Genomic DNA, 21778 nt, shown 5'->3' on the forward strand with positions numbered 1-21778 from the left:
CCCGGCCTCGACTGAAACTTCCGGGAGCCGAACGCCGTCTATAAAGAAAAGCTCCTGACCGGAGCTATTCGAGGAAGATACATGCGTGTTTTAGCGGCAGCTTTTCTGGCGAGCAGAAAATTCGCGAAGCAAACTTTCTCTACTCTATAAATATCCCTCTTAGCCGGACCAACCGAACCGTTATGTCCCAGACAGAAAGGAAATACATCTATGTGGAATTCACGTCAAGCCCGCCTGATCGCAAGCGCGTTAGCCGCCTGCGTCCTGCTGCTCTCCGGCTGTACCGGCCTGTCGCTTCCGCAGCCGGATTCCCGGCAGCAGCCTGCGGCGCCGCCTGCCCAAACGCCCGGAAACGGGGGCGCCGAGCAGCCCGGCAAGTCTGCCGCACCGGATGCACCGGGTGCGCTGCCCGGCTCTACGGCCAAGGATCAGCCGCCTGCCGGAGGAGACGCGACGGCCAAGCCGCCCGCAGGGGGCAAAGAAGGCGCTGTTCAGGTTATCGCGAAGCCTGCCGAGATCGCCGTCCTGGTCAACAAGCTGAACAAGCTGCCGGACAACTACAAGCCGCAGGACCTCGTCGATCCGGACGTGGCCTTTATTTTCAAGGAGAAGCTGGAGAAGCGCAAAATGCGCAAGGAAGCCGCAGCGTCGCTGGAGAAGCTGTTCCAGGCCGCCAAGGAAGCGGGCTACCCGTTGGCCGGCGTATCGGCTTACCGCTCTCACCAGACGCAAACCTCCCTCTACAATAACTATGTAAAGCAGCATGGCGAACAAGAAGCCAATACGTTCAGCGCCAAGCCGGGCCAAAGCGAGCATGAAACCGGGCTGGCGATCGACGTGGCGGGTGCCAATGGCAAATGTCCGGCCCAGGATTGCTTCGGAGCCACCAAAGAAGCGAAGTGGCTGGCCGAGCACGCCTCCGAATACGGGTTTATTATCCGGTATCCGAAGGGCAAGGAAGCCATCACCGGCTACCAATACGAGCCTTGGCATCTGCGCTATGTCGGCGTCCAGCTTGCCAAGGAGCTGACAAAGCAGGGCCTGACGCTGGAGGAGTATTACAGCAAGGGCGTTCCAGTTAACAAGCCGAGCAGCTAAAGGCAAGGCGGGGCCGCTCCGCTCTGAACATCTGTATAACGTTCATTTGTGCGACCGTGTATCTGTGTATCGCGGCTTGCCGGCCCTCCGAGCCCTTAGCTCAAAGGCACAAAAAAGAGCTCTAAGCAACCAAGCGGCTTGGTTGCCTAGAGCTCTTTTTCTAATCCAGACGCCGGTAACGCTCAAATGCCGCTGCCTGACCGCAGCGAACGCCCGTCTCATCGAGAACATTCCATACTGTGGCCTGCTCGATGACGAATCGGCGGCCGCTTGCGGAAATGCGCACACCGCTGTAATCGCTGACAAAACCCTGCTCCCGCACAGCCCGCATGAATGCCTCCCGGGTATCGCGCTCCACCTTCTCCGCTGTCAACCGGGAAGGCGTCCTGGTGAACGTCTCCCAGTCCATCTCCCACAGGTCCAGAGCTTGCTTGCTGCCGAAGTTCAAGACCGGGTCCGCTTCCATGCCATGAGACAGGATATAAAGCGGAGCCAGATATAAGCTCTCGGCCGCTCTCCGCGGCTCCACCTCTCCGATCAAGGAGCGGCCGGTCCAATGGCGGTAGCTGCGGATGACCCGAAGCGCATGCTCATCGGTGGAACCAATCCCTCTCCGAACGCTGCTCGCCACTCTACCCACCTCCTTCCTGTTACCGCATAAAGACTATGATTTCGCCCCGGCACCGGAAAACTCCTCCCGAACGAAGCGTAAGCCCCGGTTGCATGGCCAGCCGCCCCGCCCTATAAGCCGCAGACCGCCTATCCCATCAAAATGCTGTACCGCCTCAAGCGCCATTTCTTCGTTCCCTGAGCGCACAAGCGGACATCCATTGCCGCCCCGCATAACCGGACTCGATTTCATAGAAAAGCAGGAGGCCCTTTCCGAAGAAGGACTCTCCTGCTGCACTTGCGGCCTCCCATGCGGAGACTCATACTATTCGCTTACTTGCGGCTTCCGATACAGAGACTCGTATTGTTCGCTCCCTTGCGGTCCCGGATCATGGCGGCGAGCAGCTCGCTTCCTGCCGTTTCTCCGTACGGTATTCGTTATAACGAACAGCAAGAGCTGTTAATAAACCTTGGAGGCTTTATAGTCGCCGGCGTTTTTCGCAAATGTCCGGCTGCCCGTGCCTGCATCGACAGTCGTGTCGACGGTCAACCATTCACCATCTATCAAAATCTCATTCCATGCGTGATATTCCTTGACATTCTTCGATTCTCCCATGAGCAGCTTGGTCGGAATGCCCAAGCTTCTGTTCATAGCTGCGAACAAGGAGGCATAATCGTAGCAGATGCCCTTTTGTACGGCGAGCACTTGATCGAGATCCGGGATATAGCCTGTCTGCACGCTGGCAGCCAGCTCGTAGTCGTAGACGAGGTTGCTGGCGATATACGAGTAGATCGCTTCGGCCTTCTCGCGTTCCGTCTTCAGATCCTTCGTCAGCTCCAGCGCTTTATCCGTCACCGTCTGCGCTTCGTGCCAATTCACATTCTGGATCGAATGCAGGTAAACATCGGACTTATCCTGCATGTCCAGCTCAAGCATATCGCTATGAACCGGTTTATATTTATTTCCCGTCACTTGCTGAAGGATCGAGATTTTATAAGTGCCATTATCGAGCTGCAGCGGAAAATATTCCTCTTCGCCGTCGCCGGCCAGATCATACGTATAGTTGACGCCGTCCTTGCTGACCATCAGCTTTGTTTTCGCTGCTGCGGCGCTCTCGTAGACGATGCCGAATGCCCCTTGCTCCAGCTTTCCCGCATCCAGCCAAGAGGCGGAGTCCGCCTTGGCCGCCCAGGCGGCAGCCGGTAAATACGCCGTCATCAAACATACGGCCAAGCCTGCACGCATCCATTGACGCATAAAAAAAACTCCCTTCGGTAGCTGGCTGCCATACTTCTAACGAAGCTTAGGCCCTTTAGCTTTGCGTCCCTGCCTTTCGGGCAGGTTTGCCATTATCGGTGATAAGTTTTGTAAGAAAAATAAAAAAAACAATCCGTTCGGTAACTGGCTGCCGTGCTCCCGATGGAGGGTAGGCCCTTTAGCTTTGCGTCCCCATCTTTCGACAGGTTTGCCGTTTATCGTGTATTGCTTTCTTTGAGAATATCATATTTTCGGGAAAATACAAGCCTAATTTTTAGTAGATTATACCCATTTATTTTAAAATGGGCAATTAGTCCTGACTGGCTTGGACGATAAGCCGATGAGTAGGATTCACGATCGGATCGCAGGTGATTAAGGTAAGAATACGGTCTTCCTCGCTGCGCTTCAAAACGGATATGTCGGAGGGCTCCACCCGCAATGTGCGAAAAACAGTGTAGGTTACCTTCCGGTCCGGCAGCTCCACCACGATCTTATCGCCTCCCTCCAGCTCGTTCAAACGGTTGAACAGCCGCCCCTTTGTTTTGACCCGATGGGCTGCGATAGCGGCATTGCCCGGCTCGCCAAGCGGAGAGGTTTCTATCATATGAGCGGCAGCAAATCTCATATTCTCTTGAGTCGCTCCTTCTAGAACCGGTAGCTTGAGGGCGAGCTTCTCGATCGACAGCACGGCGATGGCCGATTCGGCAGAAATAGGCTTAACCGGCTGAGCGGCTTCCCCTGCCTCACTCCGCTGCTCTGGGCTCCCCGCAGGCTCCGCTTCATCCGCTTCCGCCCCGGTGCTGAGCAGCTCGGACAAGCGCTCATATTCCGCCTCCACCCGCCTCTCGGCTGCCGCTTCGGCAGCGGCGAAGCTTCGTTCGGTTGACGCAAGCAGTCGGCTTTCTTTATAGTCCGCCTGCCATTCCATCGCCTTCGGCAGCAGTACCAGGCCTACTCCCGCCGCCATCAATAGATAGCTCCAGCATCTTCTCATGTCCCGCCCCTCCTGCTTGTGTGACGTCCGCGACAGGCAGAGGCCGCCGGTTCACCCGGCAGCCTCCCTCCTCATGTGCGCTTGACGCGCCGCTTTCTTAATACCGCTCCCAGCATAAACAAACCTAGGCCTGTAAGCTGCAGAAGCAGGTGGCTGCCTTCACCGGTTTTGGGCAAAACCGTTACATTCGGCAATACCGCCTGAGGCTGCTGCGCTCCTTCGCCTTCAGCGCGATCCAAAGGTATTTTTTCGACATCAATGTCAATGAGTATTTCTTCTTCATTGCCATTCGGATCGGTTACGATAATGGTGAATCCGTCCTTGCCGGTATAACCCGGCTCCGGTGTATAGACCCACTTGCCGTCATCCTCCAGCTCTACCTGGCCATGCTCAGGCTGCTTGCCGATAGACGGCTTGCTGCCTGGAGGCACCTGGACAGCGCCGCCCGCCGGCGTATCTTCGTTCGTGACGATCTCCTCCGTTACTCCCGGCCCCGGCTTAACCGGCTGCTCAGGCTGAGGCATCACTGGAGTGACGGGCGTTGGTCCCGGATTCACCGGAGGTTCGGGCGTACCCGGTTCGACCGGATTGACAGGCGTTACCGGAGGTCCGGGATTGCCGGGGTTAACCGGTCCGGAAGGACCGCCCTCATCCGGCTCCGATACCAGGCCGAGGTCGATCGACAAATCTTCCCATGCGTTAGCCCCGCCGATAACAATCAGGTCGGTAAAGCCGCCGGTCCGTTTGTTTGAATCGAGCTCCGGAGAAACGCCATCCGCCGCTTCCCGGGTAGCGACGTAACCGGACGGGAGCATAAACTCGACATAATATTCCCCGCCCAGCAGCTGATCGAATAAATAGTAGCCCGGACGGCCGCTGCTGTCGTCGGCCGTTACCGTTTGCCCCAGCAGCTGCTTGGCTCCGTTGTACAGCTTGACGGTAACGCCGTTGCGTCCCAGCGTCTGTGCCTCATCCTGCGCTCCGTTGCCGTTCGCATCGTACCATACATAGTTGCCGATCGCACCCTTCGCAATCAAGCCCAGATCGATCGTATGATCGATCCAGCCGGCCGTCTCGCCGATTGTGATCATAGCGGTGAAGCCTTCATCATCCGTTGCGTTCGAATCCAGTCCCCTCTGCGAGCCCTGAGCTTCCAGCGTCTTCGCATAATCCGCCGGAGGGACGAACTGCACGTAGTAGTCGCCTGCGATCAGGTCATCGAAGAGATAGTAGCCGGGACGCCCCTGCGCGTCATTCGAGGTCGTCGTGACGGCGATCGGAGCTCCCGAGCGGTCAGGGCTGTATAGTCTGACCTCAACGCCGTTGATTCCGAGCGATGCTTCTTCGTTCTGCAGGCCGTCCCTATTCAGATCCAGCCATACATAGTTGCCGATCTCGCCCCGAGGCACGAGCCCCAGGTCGATCGTCAGATCATGCCAGCTGCCCGTCCCAATCGTAATTTTCTCCGTGAAGCCCGACGCATCCGTCTTGTTGGAGTCGGTCGCTTCGCCGGAAGCATTCGCCAGCGTAACGCCATAATCGGCTGGTATGACGAACTGAACATAATAATCACCGGCCGGCAATCCCTGGAACAAGTAATAACCAGGCTTGCCGTCTTTGTCGCGCGTAACGGTCTGTGCCAGCGGTGAACCTTCCGGCGACGTAAACAGCTTCACCGTCAAGCCGTTGATGCCCGGCTCGCCTGCATCCTGTACGCCGTCCTCATCGCGGTCCAGCCATACATAGTCGCCGATGGAACCGCGGGGCGATGTAATGACCGGCACTTCATGAGTGGCCGTACCCGTAGGCGTCTCATCCGGCTTCACTACGACCGTATTGATCAGCTTGGCGCCATTCAGATCGGCGGCCGAAACTTGATACGTATAGGTAAGCTCCCGCGTCTCGCCGGACTTCAGCAAAGCGATCGGCGCAAGCCCCGTCACCTTGGAATCCGTAATGACCAGATTGTGCAGGTCCCGGCTTCCCGTATTGGCGATCGTGACGACATAGTCGATCCAAGCTCCCGCTTGGGAGACGGACAAGGCGCTGCTCTTTTTCTTGACATCCAAGGCGGCTGTCGGAATACTCGCCTCATCCTTCAGCGGCACAGGCGACTCGTTATAATAGACGATCGCTTGGTTTACAAGATCGGTGCGATCGATATCCGAGGCAGTTACCGTATATTCCCCTTCAAGCTTCAGCGTTTTGCCAGGGTCCAGGCTTTTGACCGACAGCGAAGGGGCTGTGCCTGCATTGTTTATGTCCGTGATCACATCCGGACGGTTATGCGAATTTCCGTTCAGCGGTATAGGTTGCCCGTCGTAGACGAGGTTATGGAACGCCAGTCCCGCCTGCTGACGGTCCAGTTCATCGGTCAGCCGGATATTGTGCAACACGACGGACGATGTATTCGTGAAGCTGATGCTGTAGCGCACCTTGTTGCCTGCCAGCACATACTCCTGTGACGGGGCGGCTGCAGCCGTTCCCTGCTCCACGCTTTCGATCTTCTTCACCAGAGCCGCCCCGGGATGGCCTGCAGATTCTGAGGCTTCGATCAGTCCCAGGTCGATGGTGCGGTTCTTGCCGGCTGCCGGCAGCTTGATCGTATCGGTCCGGTAAGGCGTGTAGCCGCCTGCCGTGCTGCCTTTCGCTACTTTATTCGAATCCAGGTTCTGCGTATGGTCTGGATCATCGCCCAACGCGTTCGCAACCGTAGGCGTATAATGAGCCGGCAGCATAAACTCTACTTCATACTCTCCGGCAGCAAGCCCCTGGAACAAATAATAGCCGGGATTGCCCTGCATATCATAGCCGGTTTTGCTGGAGCGATAAGGAACGATGTCGCCGGCGCGATACAGATTCACCGTAATGCCGTTGATGCCGGCCTTCTGGCTGCTGTCACCCGGATAGCTTTCGTTCTGCGTGCCGTCCCGGTCGCTGTCAAACCAGACAAAGTCGCCAATCTCTCCGAGCGGCGCGTTGACGTCCGCCGGGTCGATGATGAAGCCGACTTTATTCGGAGCGGTCGGCAGCATTTTGCTGCCCTCCTCGCTGCCGTTAGCGCCAGCCTCCGTCGCTTGAATCGCGAAGGAGTTCCAGGCGATGGCATCGGTCGGAGCGCCCACGGGAGCGTCCATTTTCCAATCCAGCACGATGTATTCTCCAGCAGCCAGTCCTGCTCCGCCATTAATATTCGTGATCTCGAAATATAACGAGCGGATGTCGCTCAAGTCATCGCTGTTGTACTGTCGTTGGGACACCCAGCCCGGCTTCGCAGCGCTGCCGTTGTCAACGACATCGAAGCGGACAACCTGCTCCTGATCGATCGACTTGCTGTAATACGTCTCCAGGTTGAAGGTAACCGTCTTGGATCCCGTCTCCGTCGTCGTGTAGCTGTAGCTTTGCGGACCGGAGGACAACACCTGGGACAGGTTAGGTCTCCACTGCGAGCCCCTGCTCTCATAAGCGGTGCCGGTTCCCCAATCCGTTCTCACGGCCCGGTCCCCGATATGCGGGAGAATGTCAAGCACGCTGATCTTCCCGAGTTTGGTATTGCCGCTGTTGCGGATGACCAGCTTGTAATCGGCCGTGCCTCCCTCAAAGGTGACGCTGTAGTAAGGGAATTCCGTGTATTGCGGCTGATCGCTCGTATCGAACGGCTGATCGGACAAGGCCGGCGCCCCTACAAATGTGCCGTCCTGCTCGTTCAGCTTGATCGGTGCGAGGTCGCCTCTGTTCCACTTGGTCGATTGGACAACCGTCGCTTTCTTCACCGGAACGACAGCCGAAGCATGGACGAAAAATTCATCTACTCCGGGCGTCGGGTCAAATTGCAGCGTCGTATCCTTAATCGGCGTATTGTGATTCATCCATTCCGCAAATGTGTTCGGGTCATGATGGACCTTGTCGCCGCCATGCCAAAACTGAGCGGACGGATCGGCCGTGCTTATATAAAGATCATTGCGGTACACAGGGCCATCCGAGCTTTTGGGCGTTCCCGCCTGCACCTCACCCTTATATTTCAGCTGGAAGCTCGTATCCGGCGCGAAGCTTGCCGGGTTGCCTGCATCCCACGACCATTTGACCAGCGTTCGGCCCGTGCCGTTGAAGTTTTTCGTTACGATCTCCGCCTTCGGGCGGCTCGTGCCTGTCGGCGCGTTCACCAGCTCGAACGACTGGTCCAACGTCTGGTTCGCGGACACATAATAATTGAACCGTTCCGGCAGCAAATCGTACAGAACCGGATTTACATACGGGCCTGTCGCCTTGATATCATTTTTGACCGTTAAAACGAACGGCACAATATCCAGCGGCCTGTAGCTGCCCGAGACGGATTTCTCCGCGATCAGCCAAGGCTTCTCGTCATTGATGCGGAAGCTGGCGGACTCGGTTTTCCGAGCCTGAGCCGTCTTGCTCCAGACACCGGCTGACGCTTCGGTCAGCGCCTGGTAATCCAGGTAGACGTTGTTCGTGACCGTATCTCCATGCTGCAGCGCCGCTCCGCCTCCATGAGGCGCAGCCAGCACGGTGCCGGCTACGACGATGCCGTCGATGCTTTTGCCCACCGCAAGCGTGTCATACTTCCACTGCAGCTTCGTTACATACTCGCCGGCAGACAAAATAATATCCTTGGCCGGGCTCATGCCGCTGCCGGACTGACCGATCTTGACGGTGCTTCCTGCTGTCGCATTTCCCGTGTACTCGATCCACGATCCGCTGTTATTCGTCTCGTACAAAAACTTGCTCCAGGCAAGCGATGGCATCTGGACCGATTCGTAATTCATCTGGGGAGGAAGCGGGTCTGTGATCACCACATCGTACAGCGGGCTGTTCACCTTCGGATTCGCCGAAGTCCGTTTGTTAGCCACTCCGCCAATCGTGAATTGCTGCTTCTGCCCGGGAGATCGATAAGCAAACTTCTTATCCTTGTTCAATCCCGGATCGCCGGATACCGGCTGCCCTAGCAGCGTATCCACCGAATCCGTAGTCTTGGGCACGCTGCCCTGACCGCCGTCTACCGAATAGGTATCCATCGTTACCGTGTTGGTCAAGGTAAGCGGGGACGCGGTCGGATAAGCGTAACCGTAGTCGTCCGGGTATACGATTTTGACATCGGCCTCAAATTTCTGACCTGGGCTAAGCGAGATATCCTCCCATACGATCCGATGTTGGCCCGGATCATAGTAGGCATTTTGTGCGGAGCCTTGCGTCCAGGTTACCCATGCTTGAGGCACTTGAGCCGGAAGATTGTCATAGAAAAAAGGGACATTCAGCGTGCCGTTGGCCGTATTCCCGGCCAATACGCGCTTGATGCCGACCTTGTAGGTGACAAGTCCGCCGGTAATCGGAACCGAGCCGTCGCCGAGCGACTGCGTCTTGTAAGCTTCCCATTTGTCATAGGTCGCCTCAATAACCGTGCCGCCATCGCCGCCCCCGCCCGGGTTTGACGGAGGGGCATCCGGATCGGCTTGAATCACGACATCGGCCGTAGCTTGGGCAATCGTCGTGTTGCCGTCCTCATCCGTTACCTCCACCTTGGCGGTATTTGTCGTCGCGACCGGCTGGTTCACCCACGTATGGTCCGCTTTCACGCTGATGGAAAAGGACAACGAGCTCCCCGCCTTCAGCAGGTTCGGATTTGTCACCTCCCGGATCAGCGTCTGGCCTTGAATCGAATCCCAGTCGCTATCCTCGTTCTCCATAATCGCGAATTGCGGAGGAACCACATCGGTAATTTTGATGCTTTCCACCCCGACGGCCGTCGCACTGGCCACCGCAAATTTCAGATTGTAGGTAAACGTGTCGCCGATGGACACCGTTGCTTTGCTGGCGCTCTTGGTGAAAGTAAAAGTTGGGGCCGCCGCATAGCCGGACAGCGCAAAGGGCTGCAAAATCATTTGCAGCAATAGGGTCCACATGAGCAGAAACGACATTCTGTTCATGGGTTTAGACTTTCTGCGAAGTCTCATTGCCGGATTCTCTCTCCTCTCTATAGGTTCAGGACATACGCTCCCCAGCATAACCCGGGGTCCTGAACAATATCTGAACGGAAAGAAGTTCTCGTTCGCGGTCTGAGAAAGAGGGCTTTCCGGGTCCGGGACGCGAGATAGAAGCCAGGCGTTTTTTCGCATGCGTAAACATAAAAAAAGCTCCTGATCGGAGCCCATTCGAGGAAGATACATGCGTGTTTTAGCGGTAGCTTTTCTTGCGAGCGGAAAGTTCCACCACTCTATATCGCTTTTGTGAAGGTAAACTTTCTTGACTCTTAAGAAAAGCTCCGGCGCTTATAGCGCGCCGAGGGCTTGTTCGGTGTCGGGCCTTGTCGGTCGTCCGTGCTTACAGGTAACGGTAACCGCTCGGCAGATTGCCTGTGCGGCGGATGGTGCGAATCTGCTCCAGCGTCAGCCGGGAATTCGACATGATCAGCGATTCTGCATCGTTGTCGCCGATAATATCATCCAAATCTCTCAAATTGACCGAGCCCCGGAACACCCGGAAGCTGCCCCGGAAGTTCGTCCGCGTGAATAGCACCAGCGTAGCGTTGGCACTCGGCGAATAAAAGCGCAGGCTTTCGACATCGTCGTAACGGCGCTCCAGGTTCCGCACGCCCAGGTTGCCCCGCAGCACGAAACGCCGGCCCGTATAGTTTTCGTCGCGATAGAGGTAGAGTCTGGGATATACTTGCGAGATCGTTGCTTTCATCATGGATCTCACCTCCTTCCAGCTTCAATATATGAAACTAGAAGAAAAATGCTTGGATGAAAGACTAGGACTAGCGAGACAGGGTTTGGGTTTATGCAGGATCGCTGCGAAAATTTGCCGGGGTTGCTTTCAAACCTGCTTCCAAGAGCCGGTATCTTTGGTCTTTTCAATATCAATCTTAATGTTTCTTTTTATGAAATCACTCACCGTAATATTTTTCATACACGTTGTAAAAGAGGCTATTCCCCGCTCCAAAGCCAGCGGGATAGCAGCTAAGCCAGCAGCAAGAGAAGCCGGAATATTAGGAAGCGCGGCTAAAGCGGCGTTGCGAATAATTTCTTCGGCTTCGATGGCAGCAGCTGCCCCGCATCGGTTAATTTCAGCTTTAACGGCGCTTTCCACATTTTTGGGATACTTAACAACCATGTACGCTCTATGTGTAGTCGTTCTCCGGTGACAGCACGGGTATTTCGTTTTGACCGTGCCAAATGGGGTTTTCTTCTCATACCAGCAATCGTTCCCGCACTTTACCTCGGGTACATCAATCCCCCAAAGCTGCTTGCGCCATTCGGTAAGCTCGGGTACGCCCGACCATAGCGAGGTTCCCTCAGGCCTGCTCAGCTCTTCCATGCCAGTCGGTTCGATCGAGGTGAACACCCTCCTTACACTTTCTGTAACATGACATTTTTCATCGGCAACCTTGTAAATTATTTCCGGCGCAGCAATCATAGTTCCATGGACGGGGCAAAATGTAACATGAGGCATTTTTTTAGGGTCGTATGACATTTCTTTAATGGTTCCTGTGAAGCATGCAGCATACGTATAATCCATTTCACTGCACTCCTTTTCCGTCAGCTAAGCCCAATATATGTAAGCCTATAGGCAAATGAAATTAGTCCGATATTTGTAATATTGGATTTTTTTTACATCCGCATTCCATCCTAACCACTTTAAGCCAGCAGTTATGCCAGGAGCGAGAGTACAAAGTCAACGTCGTGGAACTGCCGTCGGTCTCCGCCAGACGGCAGCGAAGCGGCATTCGATAACTCCCCGACCAGCGGATCGAGCTCCAGTCGCGCCGAATACCCGTCTTGCATGATCGATCGTTACCGCGACTTCAAATCATGCTAAAAAAGGCTGCCGCAGAATGGCGGCAACCTCTTTCTGCGCGCAGGGCGGAGCCCTTACGCATTTCCCTGTGCGGCGGACAGTACAACTCTTGCCGCCTCTTCGCCTGCCTCCAGCTGCTGCCTAGCGGCTAGGACGTCACGCTCCCACATCTCTGCGCGCTGCAGCCGGTCGTACACGGCAGAAGTCCATAAGCCCGCGCCGACCATCGTACCGTCACCGAAGCTGATCGTCGCAGCTCCCCGCGTAGTCGCCTCCACTGCGAACGCTGGCAAACACCAGGGGCGGTCGGCGATATAAGCAAGAGCCGCCTCTTCGGGCATTACACCTTCCTGTCTAAGCCGGGTCAGCACTGCAGCTAGAAGGCCGGGGTCTTCTTCCCCGCCGATGCCGGCCGACACATCGAGATAAACCTCCCCCTCATAAAGGCTGGGCCGGATACGGACCGATACAGGGCCGCCGCCGCTATCCAGTTGCAGCTGCTGCCTCTGCTCAGGCGCCGCCTTCCAGTTCACCAGTGTAGCCGTCATGACCGAAACGGACGTTCCTTGCCCGGCGTCGGCAGGCCTGATCCCGCTCTCCGTCTCTTGACGGAAAAGCACCGCCTCCGGCGTGCAGTCGACGAGCGTCTGGACACTCGCCTTCGCTTGGCAGTTTCTCATAGCGAACGTTACGATTTGTCGGCCGTCCGGCAACCTCCGTCCAAAGCCTAGGCACCGGGCTTCGAGCAGCAACGTCACTCCAGCCTCCTGCAGGAAACGGTCGACAGCAAGCTGAGCCAACACCGGCTCCACTTCACCGTTGCGAAGCGCCCCCAGCCTGCTCAAGCAAGCTATCAGTAACTCGGCCTCAGCTCCCACTTCGCCTGCTCCAGACTCCATGCCGGCCGGCCAGCGGGTCATCCTGCAGCGCGTCACCTCCGTGAGCAGACCGGCACTGTCCTCCGCCAGCAGAACACGGCAGCCTCGGCGGCTCAAAGCGGCGGCGCAAACGACCCCGGCGATGCCTCCCCCGATGACCGCCGCATCGAAATCTCCCAGCTGCACATCCGCGCGATGCGGCAGCTTCGCTTCCCCTTCCTGCAAACGCCGCCTCAACGCAGCGGCTGCCTGATGCGCATAACCTCGCGCATCCCCTTCATACCGGCTGAGCCACGCCTCGCACGCCTCGCGGTCTGCTTCGCCGCATCGGGCCAGCACCTCCGCCGCATGAAGCTCCAGACTCCAGCGCAGCGACTCGCTTCGCCCTCCGTGCATCCGGTAATCGTCTCCCAGCTCGGGCCTGCTTGCCCAGCGGGTTACAGCTTGAGCGATCGTTCGTCGATCGGCTTCAGTCAGCTGATCCGCCGACTCCTTTAAATAGGTCAGCACGAACACCGATTCCACCGCCGAAGAGCCTTCGTCCAGCAGCTTCAGCGCCTCCTGTACGGCGGCGGGACTTTTCATCATGCGCAGCAGAATAAGGGCGGCCACCCAGAAGGGCAGACACTTGGGATGATCGTTCCACCGGGTCTGATCCCGCTTCTGCAGCAGCTCCAGCAGAAACGTCTCCTGCTCCCGCCGGCCCAGCAGCGTAAGAACCAGCGCCGCACATAGCTTGCGGGCAGTCGAGGATTCCTCCAGGACAAGCTTCAGCTGCCCGATGGACAGCTCCGGCTCCGCCCGCTTGGCCAGCAGCCAGACGGCCTTCCACTGTTCGTCGCTTCCGAAGTAGGCGATCAGCTCCTTCACATAGGCCCCGGCTTGTTGAGGAGGCATATGCACGCCTGCCAGCGCGCCATGCCGGAAGGCCAGGTTGCGCGAGCCGGTTCGGCCGAGATCGCCGGCCTCCAGCACTCCCCGCTCCACCAGCCGCTGCTGCAGCTCATGAACGGGCAGCTCGGCGGGCAGCATTCGGCTTTGCACGCTCAGGGCAGCAGCCAGCCCAGCGGCCTCGCCGACCTTATGCATATCCTTCTGCATCCTGACGCCCATCGATACGTCGCGGTCCACGGACAGCGCCCGGCACGCGACAAGGACGCGCTTGAGCTTCTTCGGCAGCAAGCTGCCATAAGGAATATCGCACCACAGACCCTTGACGAACAAGCCCAGTATCGAGATCCAAAGCTGGCTGAATTCACTTTCATTGCCGGTATCGAAGCCGTGATTATCCAAATGGGAATAGCTTCGCGCGATAACGTCCGGCATAGCCGTGTCTTCGACATAGTCCTGGATGGTCAGCAGCTTTTCCCCGTCGATCAAGGCTCCCTCCCGATATCCCAGCGAAGAGGAGATCGCGTAATAGTGCAGCCCTTCCTCGTAAGCCTGCCAGATCCATTCCCTGCCCTTCAGAAAAGCCCGGGTTACATCCTTCGGATCGTAGGGATCCACCCAGCCCGCATCCAGATTATCGTAACCGATCAGGCCGTCGCGCAGCCTGCGGGGCACGAGGGAGTAGTTGTGGTAAGCGCCGTCCTGCTCGCGGCCGTACCGCATCTTCCCCCCGGCCATGTGAACGACATTGCCGTTCGCCGTAGCGTCGATCGTTACAGCAGCGCGAATCGTCACGCCCCCTCCCTCGCCCCACGCCTCTACGCCTGCCACCTCATCCCCTTCCAGCAGCACCCGATGCACCGTGCAGTCCAGCAGCGCCTGAATGCCCGCCTCCCGGCACAGCCGGGCCAGGACAATCTTTTTGGCCTCCGGATGAAAGCCCATGGTCCTTCCTCCGAGCAGCCGGGCCATCTCGGCCGTTTCCCGGTCGATCTCCTCCTGCAAGCCGCCCGGGGAACCGTAATAATACCGGTGAATGCCCGCGCGGGTCGCTACGCCGCCCAAGGCCGATTCGCTCTCTACGATGACTACCCTTACGTTCTCTCTCGCCGCCGAAAGCGCGGCTACGCAGCCCGCCGTACCTCCTCCGACAACGAGCACATCGGTTTCTATCCGGATCTTCTGATTCATGAAGCGGTCCTCCTTAGCTTGCCCTCCGTATACTCAATCTGCGAAATGAACCCGTATCGTCTTCAGCTCGTAAGGCTTCATCACGCAGGCGATATCTCCATATCTGACATCGCCCGAAGGTCTTTCCATGAGATCGGTTTCCTGCCAGGACCGGATGCCCAGATCGGAGGTGATGCGAAGCTTCCCGACGCGGCCTTCATGCTCATGGAACCGTATGATGCAGGCGTTCGAATCCTCGGCCTTTTTGACGGCATCTACGGTAACATGGTCTGCGGATAACCGGAACAGCGAGCATGGCTTCCTTACTGCATTCCCCCGGACCGCTTGCATCGGGTTGTTCAGACTCCAGGCCTCCTGCACCGTTCCGCCGGCCGCCCAGTCCCCGTGATGCGGCAGCAGAGAATACGTAAACCGGTGCTCGCCTTGGTCGGCCTGAGGATCGGGATATGTCGCGGACTTGATCAAGCTGAGCCTCATGACATTGTCCTTGATATCGTAGCCGTATTTGCAGTCGTTCAGCAGGCTGACCCCGTAGCCCCGGTCGGACAAGTCCGCCCATTGATGTCCCACGGTTTCGAAGCGGGCATAGTCCCAAGACGTATTCCAGTGGGTAGGCCGCTTGACGTTTCCGAATTGAATATCGTAGGTCGCTTCCGTGGAACGGACATCCACCGTGAAGGCAGCCTTCATCAGCTGATGCCGTTCATGCCAGTCCACGAAGGTCCGGAAATCAATTCTCCGGCTTGCGGCATACACTATCAGCTCCTGAACGATGACCGAATTCCGGTAAGTCCACCTCATCTCAACAACCGCGCGCAGCGGGCCCTGCTCCTTCAGCGTGACCTGCTGCAGCGCCGTCACCGGCTGCATGCTTTCCTGGTAAAACAGATCAATATTCCAGGCGTCAAACTGCATCGGCTTATCCTCGAACACCTGCAGCACGTTTCCGAGTCCGCCCGGCGCGAGCACCTCCCGGTCATGCTGCTTGTCGTAGAGGCGGGTCAGCTGCCCGCTTTCATTCCATTCGAGCTCGTAATAGGGGGTCGTAATCCCGCTCTCCTTCCACGCGAAGGAGTCCTCTACGCCAACTGCGGCCGCTCCAGGCTCAAAGGTCAGCGTAGTGAAGCCGAGCGGCGGCGCTTCGGGAAGCTCGACAAGCCAGCCGCCGGAGGTCCGCTGAGCCCGCAGCTCTTCGCCTTCCGGCTGGCGCCATACTCCCGCGGTCACGGACTCATCGGCTGCGCATGCGACAATTCCGCCTTGCGGCCATGACGCGCTGTTGAAAACCGTATAAGGAACTGTCGCAGCCGGCTCGCTTTCCGAAGCGATGATGCCCCGGGCAGCGGCGTGTGTCTCATCGATCAATCGTTCCGCTTCCGCATATTCGAGCCGGGCGTCCTCGTATACCTCGGCGATAGAGGAGCCGGGGATAATATCGTGAAACTGATTGCGCAGCACAATTTTCCAGGCGGTGTTCAGCGCGGCCTGGCCTTCAGCCAGGTCATAGTCTCCGAGCCGGCTCGCGAGCACAGCCAGCAGCTCGGTCTCCCTTAGCGCAAGCTCCAGGCGGCGATTTGCTTTTTTGATGAACGCCTGGCTCGTATAGGTTCCTCTGTGATTTTCCATATACAGCTCGCCGTCCCAGACATGCACATACTGATCCGTCTCGGCGACCTTCGTTTCCAGGTCCGCAAAAAACTCATCGGCGCGTCCGGTGACCGCCTGCGGCAGTCCGGGCATACGTTCCAGGCGACGGCGCATCTCCAGCATATCCCGGTTCACGCCACCTCCGCCGTCGCCGTAGCCGTAACAAAGCAGCAGCTCCTGATTGACCGGCTTGTCGCGGTACGTCCGCCAGATGCCTTCGACCGTTTCGGGAACGACGTACCCGTTGTAGGTGTAATAAGTTTCATGCGGGAACTCGATCTCCGGCGTGGTGATGAAATGAGTGAGCACCTCCGACCCGTCGATGCCCCGCCAGCGAAACGTATCATGGGGCATCCGGTTATACTGGCTCCAGCTGATTTTGGTCGTCATAAAGGAGGTGATGCCCGACTTGCTCAAAATCTGGGGCAGCGCCCAGCTGTAGCCGAATACGTCCGGAAGCCATAAATACCGGCATTCCACGCCGAATTCCTCCCGGAAAAACCGCGTGCCGAACAGCAGCTGGCGAACCAGCGACTCGCCCGAGGTGAGGTTGCAGTCGGACTCCAGCCACATCGCCCCTCCGGCCTCCCAGACCCCCGCCCGAACCTTCTCCTTGATCCGGGCGTAGATCTCCGGATAATCCTGCTTGATGTACTCGTAGAGCTGCGGCTGGGTTTGCAGAAATACATAATCCGGATACTGCTCCATCAGACGAAGCACCGTGGAGAAGGACCGTGCGGCTTTCTCCCGGGTATGCTTCAGCCGCCAGAGCCAGGCAACGTCAATATGCGTGTGTCCGATGCAGCGAACCTTCACCGGATGCACAACCGGGATGTCTTCCAGCTCCGCCTTCAAGGCCTGCAGCGCCTCTTCCGCCGAAGCGTAGAAGGCTTCCTCTCCCGCCCCGGCCCAGTCCAGCCTCCGGAAGGCCCGGTCCAAAGCGGTGAGCAGCTGACGCCGCTCCGGCGCCGTATCCGGCAGAATCCGGATCGTGTCCAGGACGGCGCGTCCGGTATAATACAGATCGTCGGCCGCCGTATGAAGCAGGCAAATCTCGGCGCGCTTGATCTGATGCTCCTGCGGCTGGGGCTCCCCGCCGCCTTCCAGGCCCGACCATAAACGGAACGTCAAGGTTGCCGGCCGCCCGGCCAGCTGATCCAGAAATACCTCCTGATGGTTCGTATCCACTCCCTGATAAGGCTCTCCGTCGATGAAGAGCAGCGATTCGAAGCCTTGATTGCTGCCGTGGTGAGTGCGCCCGAAATCGAAGCGTCCGAGCAGCCGGTGACCCTTTGCCGCTTCGGGCAAATCAGCGGAAAGCTGCAGCCACAGATACAGATCTCTCCCCTTCCAGTGGTCACCCAGCTTGATTTCCTCCCACGGACCCTCCGACGGAGGCCGCGCCCCGACTTCTCCGTCATCCCGCCGGCAGGCGAGCGTTTCGAAACGGCGGACGATCCGATACCGCAGGCTTCCGATTTCTTCAATACGCGCTTTAAGCTTCTCCTCGGTAAAAAACATGATGCCTTCCCTCCGTTAGCATGAATTAAGATGGAAATGACCGCTTCCCTTCAAGAGCTTCTTCCTCCACAGCTGCGAAACCGGATCATGAAGCAAGTCTTCCGCTGCGCCGCCGTTATAAGCAAATGAGCACCAGGCATCGGCCGTCAGCGAAGTCCAGCAATCCAAGCCGCTGCGGTAATCGAGCAGCACATCGGCCTTAAGCAGCGTGCTGAACAAGCAGCTGCCGTCCACCTTCAGATAGCTGCCGTTGTGAACACTTGCTCGCTCGAGACGGCCCGACGAATCATAGCGGACACTGCACAGGAACGCGTCCGTCTCCACGCCGGCAAAGCTCCCGTGGGCATTATCGTGCATGACGCGCCCGTCAGCGTGGAGATTGCACAGAATGTCCGTATAAGCGCCCGTTACTTCGATTAATCTCAGCCCTTGAAATTGCTCGTTCGTCAGCTTCCGGATTTCCCGCAGGCGTCGCTTCTCCCCCGGCAGCTCGAACACCGTCATATATTTGATGCGCCGGTCCTTGGACTCCGCGCGGATCTTGAAGTAGGCGGCTTCGGGAAAATCATCCTCACGGCCCGTGCTGCGGTGGAAGGAGCTTTTGTACCCCTTCTCCGTGCTGTATGTCTTGGCTTCCGGGTATACATGGTGAACCCGAAGCTCCTTCGCTTTCTGGCGAATCGTGATCGTCTCCCTCGCAGCAGAGGCTTCTCCATCGTAATGCAGCAGCCATTCGAAGGCTCCGTCCCGGCTCGCAAACAAATCGTCAGTCATAATAAGAAACCCGTCCAGCATCAGGATATGCCGGTAGAAACGATGATACAAATGCATATACGGCCCCGTGCAATCGGCCAGCAAATACCGGTAATCCGGCGTATCCAGCCGCACCGGGATGCTGCCTTCAAACTTCGTCCCGAATTCAATCATCTCCGGCGGCTGGCCTTCTCCGTCCAGCAGGACCACATTGTGAGCCCGGGACTGACGGTAATAAGAGTTATAGAGCGGCTTGGAATATACGCAGTAGCCGGAATCGACGATAAACTCGCAGCCCCCGCTGAAAAGCAGAAAGGAGCCGACGTCAAGATGATTGTGGTTCCAGCTCTCCCCGGTTTTGATCGCGAAGACGGTGCCGTCCTCCGAATCCGGATCGTTTCTCATGACCGCATATCCGCTATGGGCCAGTACGGCCAGCTCCCGCTTCTCTTCATAGGGCTCTCTCGGCAAGCCTTCCGGGTAGAAGTAGAGCTCGAACGGCGAAGCCGGCGCTTCCTTCCACGCATGGAAAAACGAGAGCATATCCTTCCTGCGGAAATGGTCCGCCAGCATCAGCCAGACATGCGAGTGACCGTACCGGTCACCGACATCCCCGAAGCCGAAGGAATAAATCTGCCCGTCCATCCGGTAGACGGTGCTCAGATACGCGTCGGGGATGCGCCCCAGCACCGGAAGCTCCAGCAGCTCCCGGCTGCCGGTCCGTCTCCGGTAATACTCCTCGAACGGGACGAAGCTGGCCAGCGCATAATCCAGATAGCTCATCGTTTCGATATAATCGCCGTCAGGACCGAAGTTCGCTTTCTTGTTCTGCAGCACATTGCCGGGGTAAGCGAACCATTCCTTCAGCCCTTCGACCACGGCGTGCAGATAGTGCGCATACCCGTTTTGTTCCGGACCAAGCACAAGCATGACGATCCCCGCGCCGGCCACGCAGACGCTCCACCAGTTATGGCCCATGGTGTCGAGCGCATGAAGCTTCTTCACCGGATCAAGCCAGTCTTCATACAGCGGAAGAAAAGCTTTGCGCAGCAGCTCGTTTTCGATCCTGCTTCTCGTCCCGGCATCGAGAGTCCCCCGTACGGTATCATAGGCCATAGCCAGATGGACCCCGATGTCTGCCGTCCAAAGGTCCGAGTTCCGGCGGCCGCCTTGATACAGCCACTGCTCCTCCTCGCACAGCAGCAGAATAAGCTCAAGGGCGTGCCGTGCCGCCTCCGGCTCCTGCTGCTGATGATAGTAGAATGCGAGCGCATGGGCTTCTCTGGCTTTTTCACGGACATAATTGCCCAGCGTAAACTTCTTGTTGCCGCCATACTGGGCGACCCGGTCTCTCATATGCTGCAGCTGCCCGCTTACATCGGTCAGGTACGCGGAATCGATGGCGCTCATGGCATCCGCCAGACGTCTCCAGCCCTGCTCTACCTCCGGCTGTGATCGGATCAGTCTGCCCAACTTGTCTCGCGATGCTGAATCGTAAAAGCTCATCGGCTGCTTCTCCTATCTCTTTTCGTTCATTTGTCCTCATTATAGAGGCGGTACATCAATACGGCCGTTTCCGCCCTCGTCGAGCTCTGCTGCAGCTGCAGCCGCCCGTCCGCTCCTTCGATCAGCCCTTGCCTCACTAATGCGGCGATGCTCTCTCTGGCATAAGGGGCCGCTTCCTGGCCGTCCAAAAAGCGTGCCAGTCCGGATGTGTCCGCGGACAACGTCAGCTTGCCTGCGGCTGCCAAGGCCCGGGCCGCGAGGGTCATCATCTCTTGCCTGGTCACAGGCCGGTCCGGCTCGAACCGGCCGGCTGCCGTTCCTTGCGCGATGCCCAGCCGCTTGGCCGCTTCTACCGGCTCATAGTAATAGTCGGATGGCAGGACGTCCTCGAAGGATGATTCCTCCGGCGAAGCGGCCAGCTCCAGAGTACGGACGAGCAGCGTGACGAACTCCGCACGCGTAATAGAGCGTTCCGGCCGGAAGAGCTCCGGTGCGGCGCCCTGCACGATGCCTTTGGCTGCCAGCACCTCAACCGGTTTTCTGGCCCATTCATAACCGTTCAGATCGCGGAAATCCGGGACCTTATAAGCCACAGCGAAAGTACTGAAATGCGTCGTGCGGAAGATGACCTTGCCGGCCGACGGCTCGAACCGGCCGTTCGGCACCGGGATCACCCGCTGCGCCTCGTCGATATGCCATACGGCGAGCAGCTCATGGTTCATCCGCTCAGCCGGCGCCGGCTTGTAATCAAGCTCCACCGTGATCGGAGCCCGGTCGTTGCGCCACGGAAGCGGCCGCCCGTCAAGCTCGAAGTGAAGCGCGATAACCGGCTTGCCCCGCAGCGACTCCTGAAGCTCGCCCGGGAGTGAACTTGCGTCCCGGCGTCCCACGACGACAGACACCTGCCCGGCAGCCGCCAGCTCCTGTCTTCCGAAGGCGTTCGCCGGAATATGAACAAGGCCGAGCGGCGTCTTCAGCTCGTAGCTTCCGCCCGAAGCTGCCGCAGTGAAAGCTTCGGCGGGGAACGTCGTCCGGTAGGTGCCGGCTCCCGGCGTCTCGCCAAGCTCGATGCGTACCTTGGAGGAGCCGCCTGCCAGCTTGGCTGCCTCGAGCATTTCGCGGGAGAGGACGACCCGCACGACTCCGGAAGCGTCGGTTTTGCCCACCGCCACCAGGATGCCATCCTGTCCGATACGAATGTCCGTATCGTCTGCCTGACCTGCCGGGGACGGCTGCGCGCTTCCTGACGCCGACTCGCCGTCATCATCGTCGCCGTGCGTCGGTCCGCCTCCTTCCCCTCCCGAAGCCGCAGCGACCTGAAAGCCGATCGACGTCCGATCGGCGCCTGCTCCGGCCAGCAGCTCGTATTCTCCCGCCGCCAGCGCCGCCGGCAGCGTGATGGACACCCCCGACCGGAAGCGTTCCCCTGAGACCACATCCGTCCATAGAATCGTCCGGTTCGGCCTCTGTATTTGCAGGACGATTCTTTCCAGCGTCGTATCGCCCTTGATCGTCAGCGGTTGACCGGGCGCCGCAGGGGCGACCGGGTCCAGCCTGACGCTGCCCTGGGAAGCATGCGCGGGCATGCTCCCCAGGATCAATGATGCTGCAATCACACAA

11 protein-coding genes and 2 riboswitches are annotated in these 21778 nt (G+C 58.1%); of the genes, 1 reads left to right on the forward strand and 10 read right to left on the reverse strand.

The window, feature by feature from the left end:
- Positions 1-210 precede the first annotated feature (210 nt).
- Entirely contained in the window at positions 211-1098 is an 888-nt protein-coding gene (locus BLR08_RS17860) for a M15 family metallopeptidase (RefSeq protein ID WP_072335327.1), read from the forward strand.
- Between the two features lie 160 nt (positions 1099-1258).
- Here BLR08_RS17860 and BLR08_RS17865 read toward each other — a convergent pair whose 3' ends face one another.
- The 10 genes from BLR08_RS17865 to BLR08_RS17915 form a co-directional block, all read right to left on the reverse strand.
- Positions 1259-1729 carry an MEKHLA domain-containing protein gene (locus BLR08_RS17865; RefSeq protein WP_083537429.1) on the reverse strand — a complete coding sequence of 157 codons (471 nt, stop codon included), beginning with the start codon at positions 1727-1729 and terminating at the stop codon, positions 1259-1261.
- Between the two features lie 438 nt (positions 1730-2167).
- A complete protein-coding gene (locus BLR08_RS17875) occupies positions 2168-2965 on the reverse strand; it encodes a transglutaminase-like domain-containing protein (protein WP_083537428.1) in 798 nt (265 codons plus the stop codon).
- Between the two features lie 13 nt (positions 2966-2978).
- Positions 2979-3066: riboswitch (cyclic di-GMP riboswitch) on the reverse strand.
- Between the two features lie 35 nt (positions 3067-3101).
- A riboswitch (cyclic di-GMP riboswitch) is annotated at positions 3102-3188 on the reverse strand.
- Between the two features lie 87 nt (positions 3189-3275).
- Positions 3276-3959, reverse strand: a complete 684-nt coding sequence (locus tag BLR08_RS17880; protein ID WP_072335321.1) for a class D sortase — start codon at positions 3957-3959, stop codon at positions 3276-3278.
- Positions 3960-4030: 71 nt separating this feature from the next.
- Positions 4031-9901, reverse strand: a complete 5871-nt coding sequence (locus BLR08_RS32020) for an SdrD B-like domain-containing protein (RefSeq protein ID WP_072335318.1) — start codon at positions 9899-9901, stop codon at positions 4031-4033.
- A 394-nt stretch (positions 9902-10295) separates the two neighbouring features.
- On the reverse strand, positions 10296-10664 hold the full coding sequence (locus BLR08_RS17890) for a hypothetical protein (RefSeq protein WP_371117452.1): 369 nt from the start codon (positions 10662-10664) through the stop codon (positions 10296-10298).
- Between the two features lie 126 nt (positions 10665-10790).
- On the reverse strand, positions 10791-11492 hold the full coding sequence (locus BLR08_RS17895; RefSeq protein WP_072335315.1) for a hypothetical protein: 702 nt from the start codon (positions 11490-11492) through the stop codon (positions 10791-10793).
- Between the two features lie 353 nt (positions 11493-11845).
- The gene (locus BLR08_RS17900; protein ID WP_072335312.1) at positions 11846-14731 is read right to left on the reverse strand and encodes an FAD-dependent oxidoreductase; all 2886 of its coding nucleotides are present in this window, start codon (positions 14729-14731) and stop codon (positions 11846-11848) included.
- A 33-nt stretch (positions 14732-14764) separates the two neighbouring features.
- Positions 14765-17899 (reverse strand): alpha-mannosidase, encoded by a 3135-nt coding sequence (locus BLR08_RS17905; protein WP_072335309.1) that lies wholly within the window; start codon positions 17897-17899, stop codon positions 14765-14767.
- A 15-nt stretch (positions 17900-17914) separates the two neighbouring features.
- Entirely contained in the window at positions 17915-20158 is a 2244-nt protein-coding gene (locus tag BLR08_RS17910) for a heparinase II/III family protein (RefSeq protein WP_072335307.1), read from the reverse strand.
- Between the two features lie 26 nt (positions 20159-20184).
- Entirely contained in the window at positions 20185-21744 is a 1560-nt protein-coding gene (locus tag BLR08_RS17915) for an S-layer homology domain-containing protein (RefSeq protein WP_072335304.1), read from the reverse strand.
- Between the last annotated feature and the right edge of the window lie 34 nt (positions 21745-21778).

Origin of the sequence: Paenibacillus sp. cl123 (assembly GCF_900101595.1) — a bacterium.
In the GTDB taxonomy this organism is placed as follows: domain Bacteria; phylum Bacillota; class Bacilli; order Paenibacillales; family NBRC-103111; genus Paenibacillus_G.

Bases quoted from the DNA above. Each gene is read 5' to 3' on its own strand.
- BLR08_RS17890 (WP_371117452.1), bottom strand. From the start codon at position 10,664: ATGATGAAAGCAACGATCTCGCAAGTATATCCCAGACTCTACCTCTAT.
- BLR08_RS17905 (WP_072335309.1), bottom strand. From the start codon at position 17,899: ATGTTTTTTACCGAGGAGAAGCTTAAAGCGCGTATTGAAGAAATCGGA.
- BLR08_RS17895 (WP_072335315.1), bottom strand. From the start codon at position 11,492: ATGGATTATACGTATGCTGCATGCTTCACAGGAACCATTAAAGAAATG.
- BLR08_RS17875 (WP_083537428.1), bottom strand. From the start codon at position 2,965: ATGCGTCAATGGATGCGTGCAGGCTTGGCCGTATGTTTGATGACGGCG.
- BLR08_RS17900 (WP_072335312.1), bottom strand. From the start codon at position 14,731: ATGAATCAGAAGATCCGGATAGAAACCGATGTGCTCGTTGTCGGAGGA.
- BLR08_RS17880 (WP_072335321.1), bottom strand. From the start codon at position 3,959: ATGAGAAGATGCTGGAGCTATCTATTGATGGCGGCGGGAGTAGGCCTG.
- BLR08_RS17910 (WP_072335307.1), bottom strand. From the start codon at position 20,158: ATGAGCTTTTACGATTCAGCATCGCGAGACAAGTTGGGCAGACTGATC.
- BLR08_RS32020 (WP_072335318.1), bottom strand. From the start codon at position 9,901: ATGAACAGAATGTCGTTTCTGCTCATGTGGACCCTATTGCTGCAAATG.
- BLR08_RS17915 (WP_072335304.1), bottom strand. From the start codon at position 21,744: ATGCCCGCGCATGCTTCCCAGGGCAGCGTCAGGCTGGACCCGGTCGCC.
- BLR08_RS17860 (WP_072335327.1), top strand. From the start codon at position 211: ATGTGGAATTCACGTCAAGCCCGCCTGATCGCAAGCGCGTTAGCCGCC.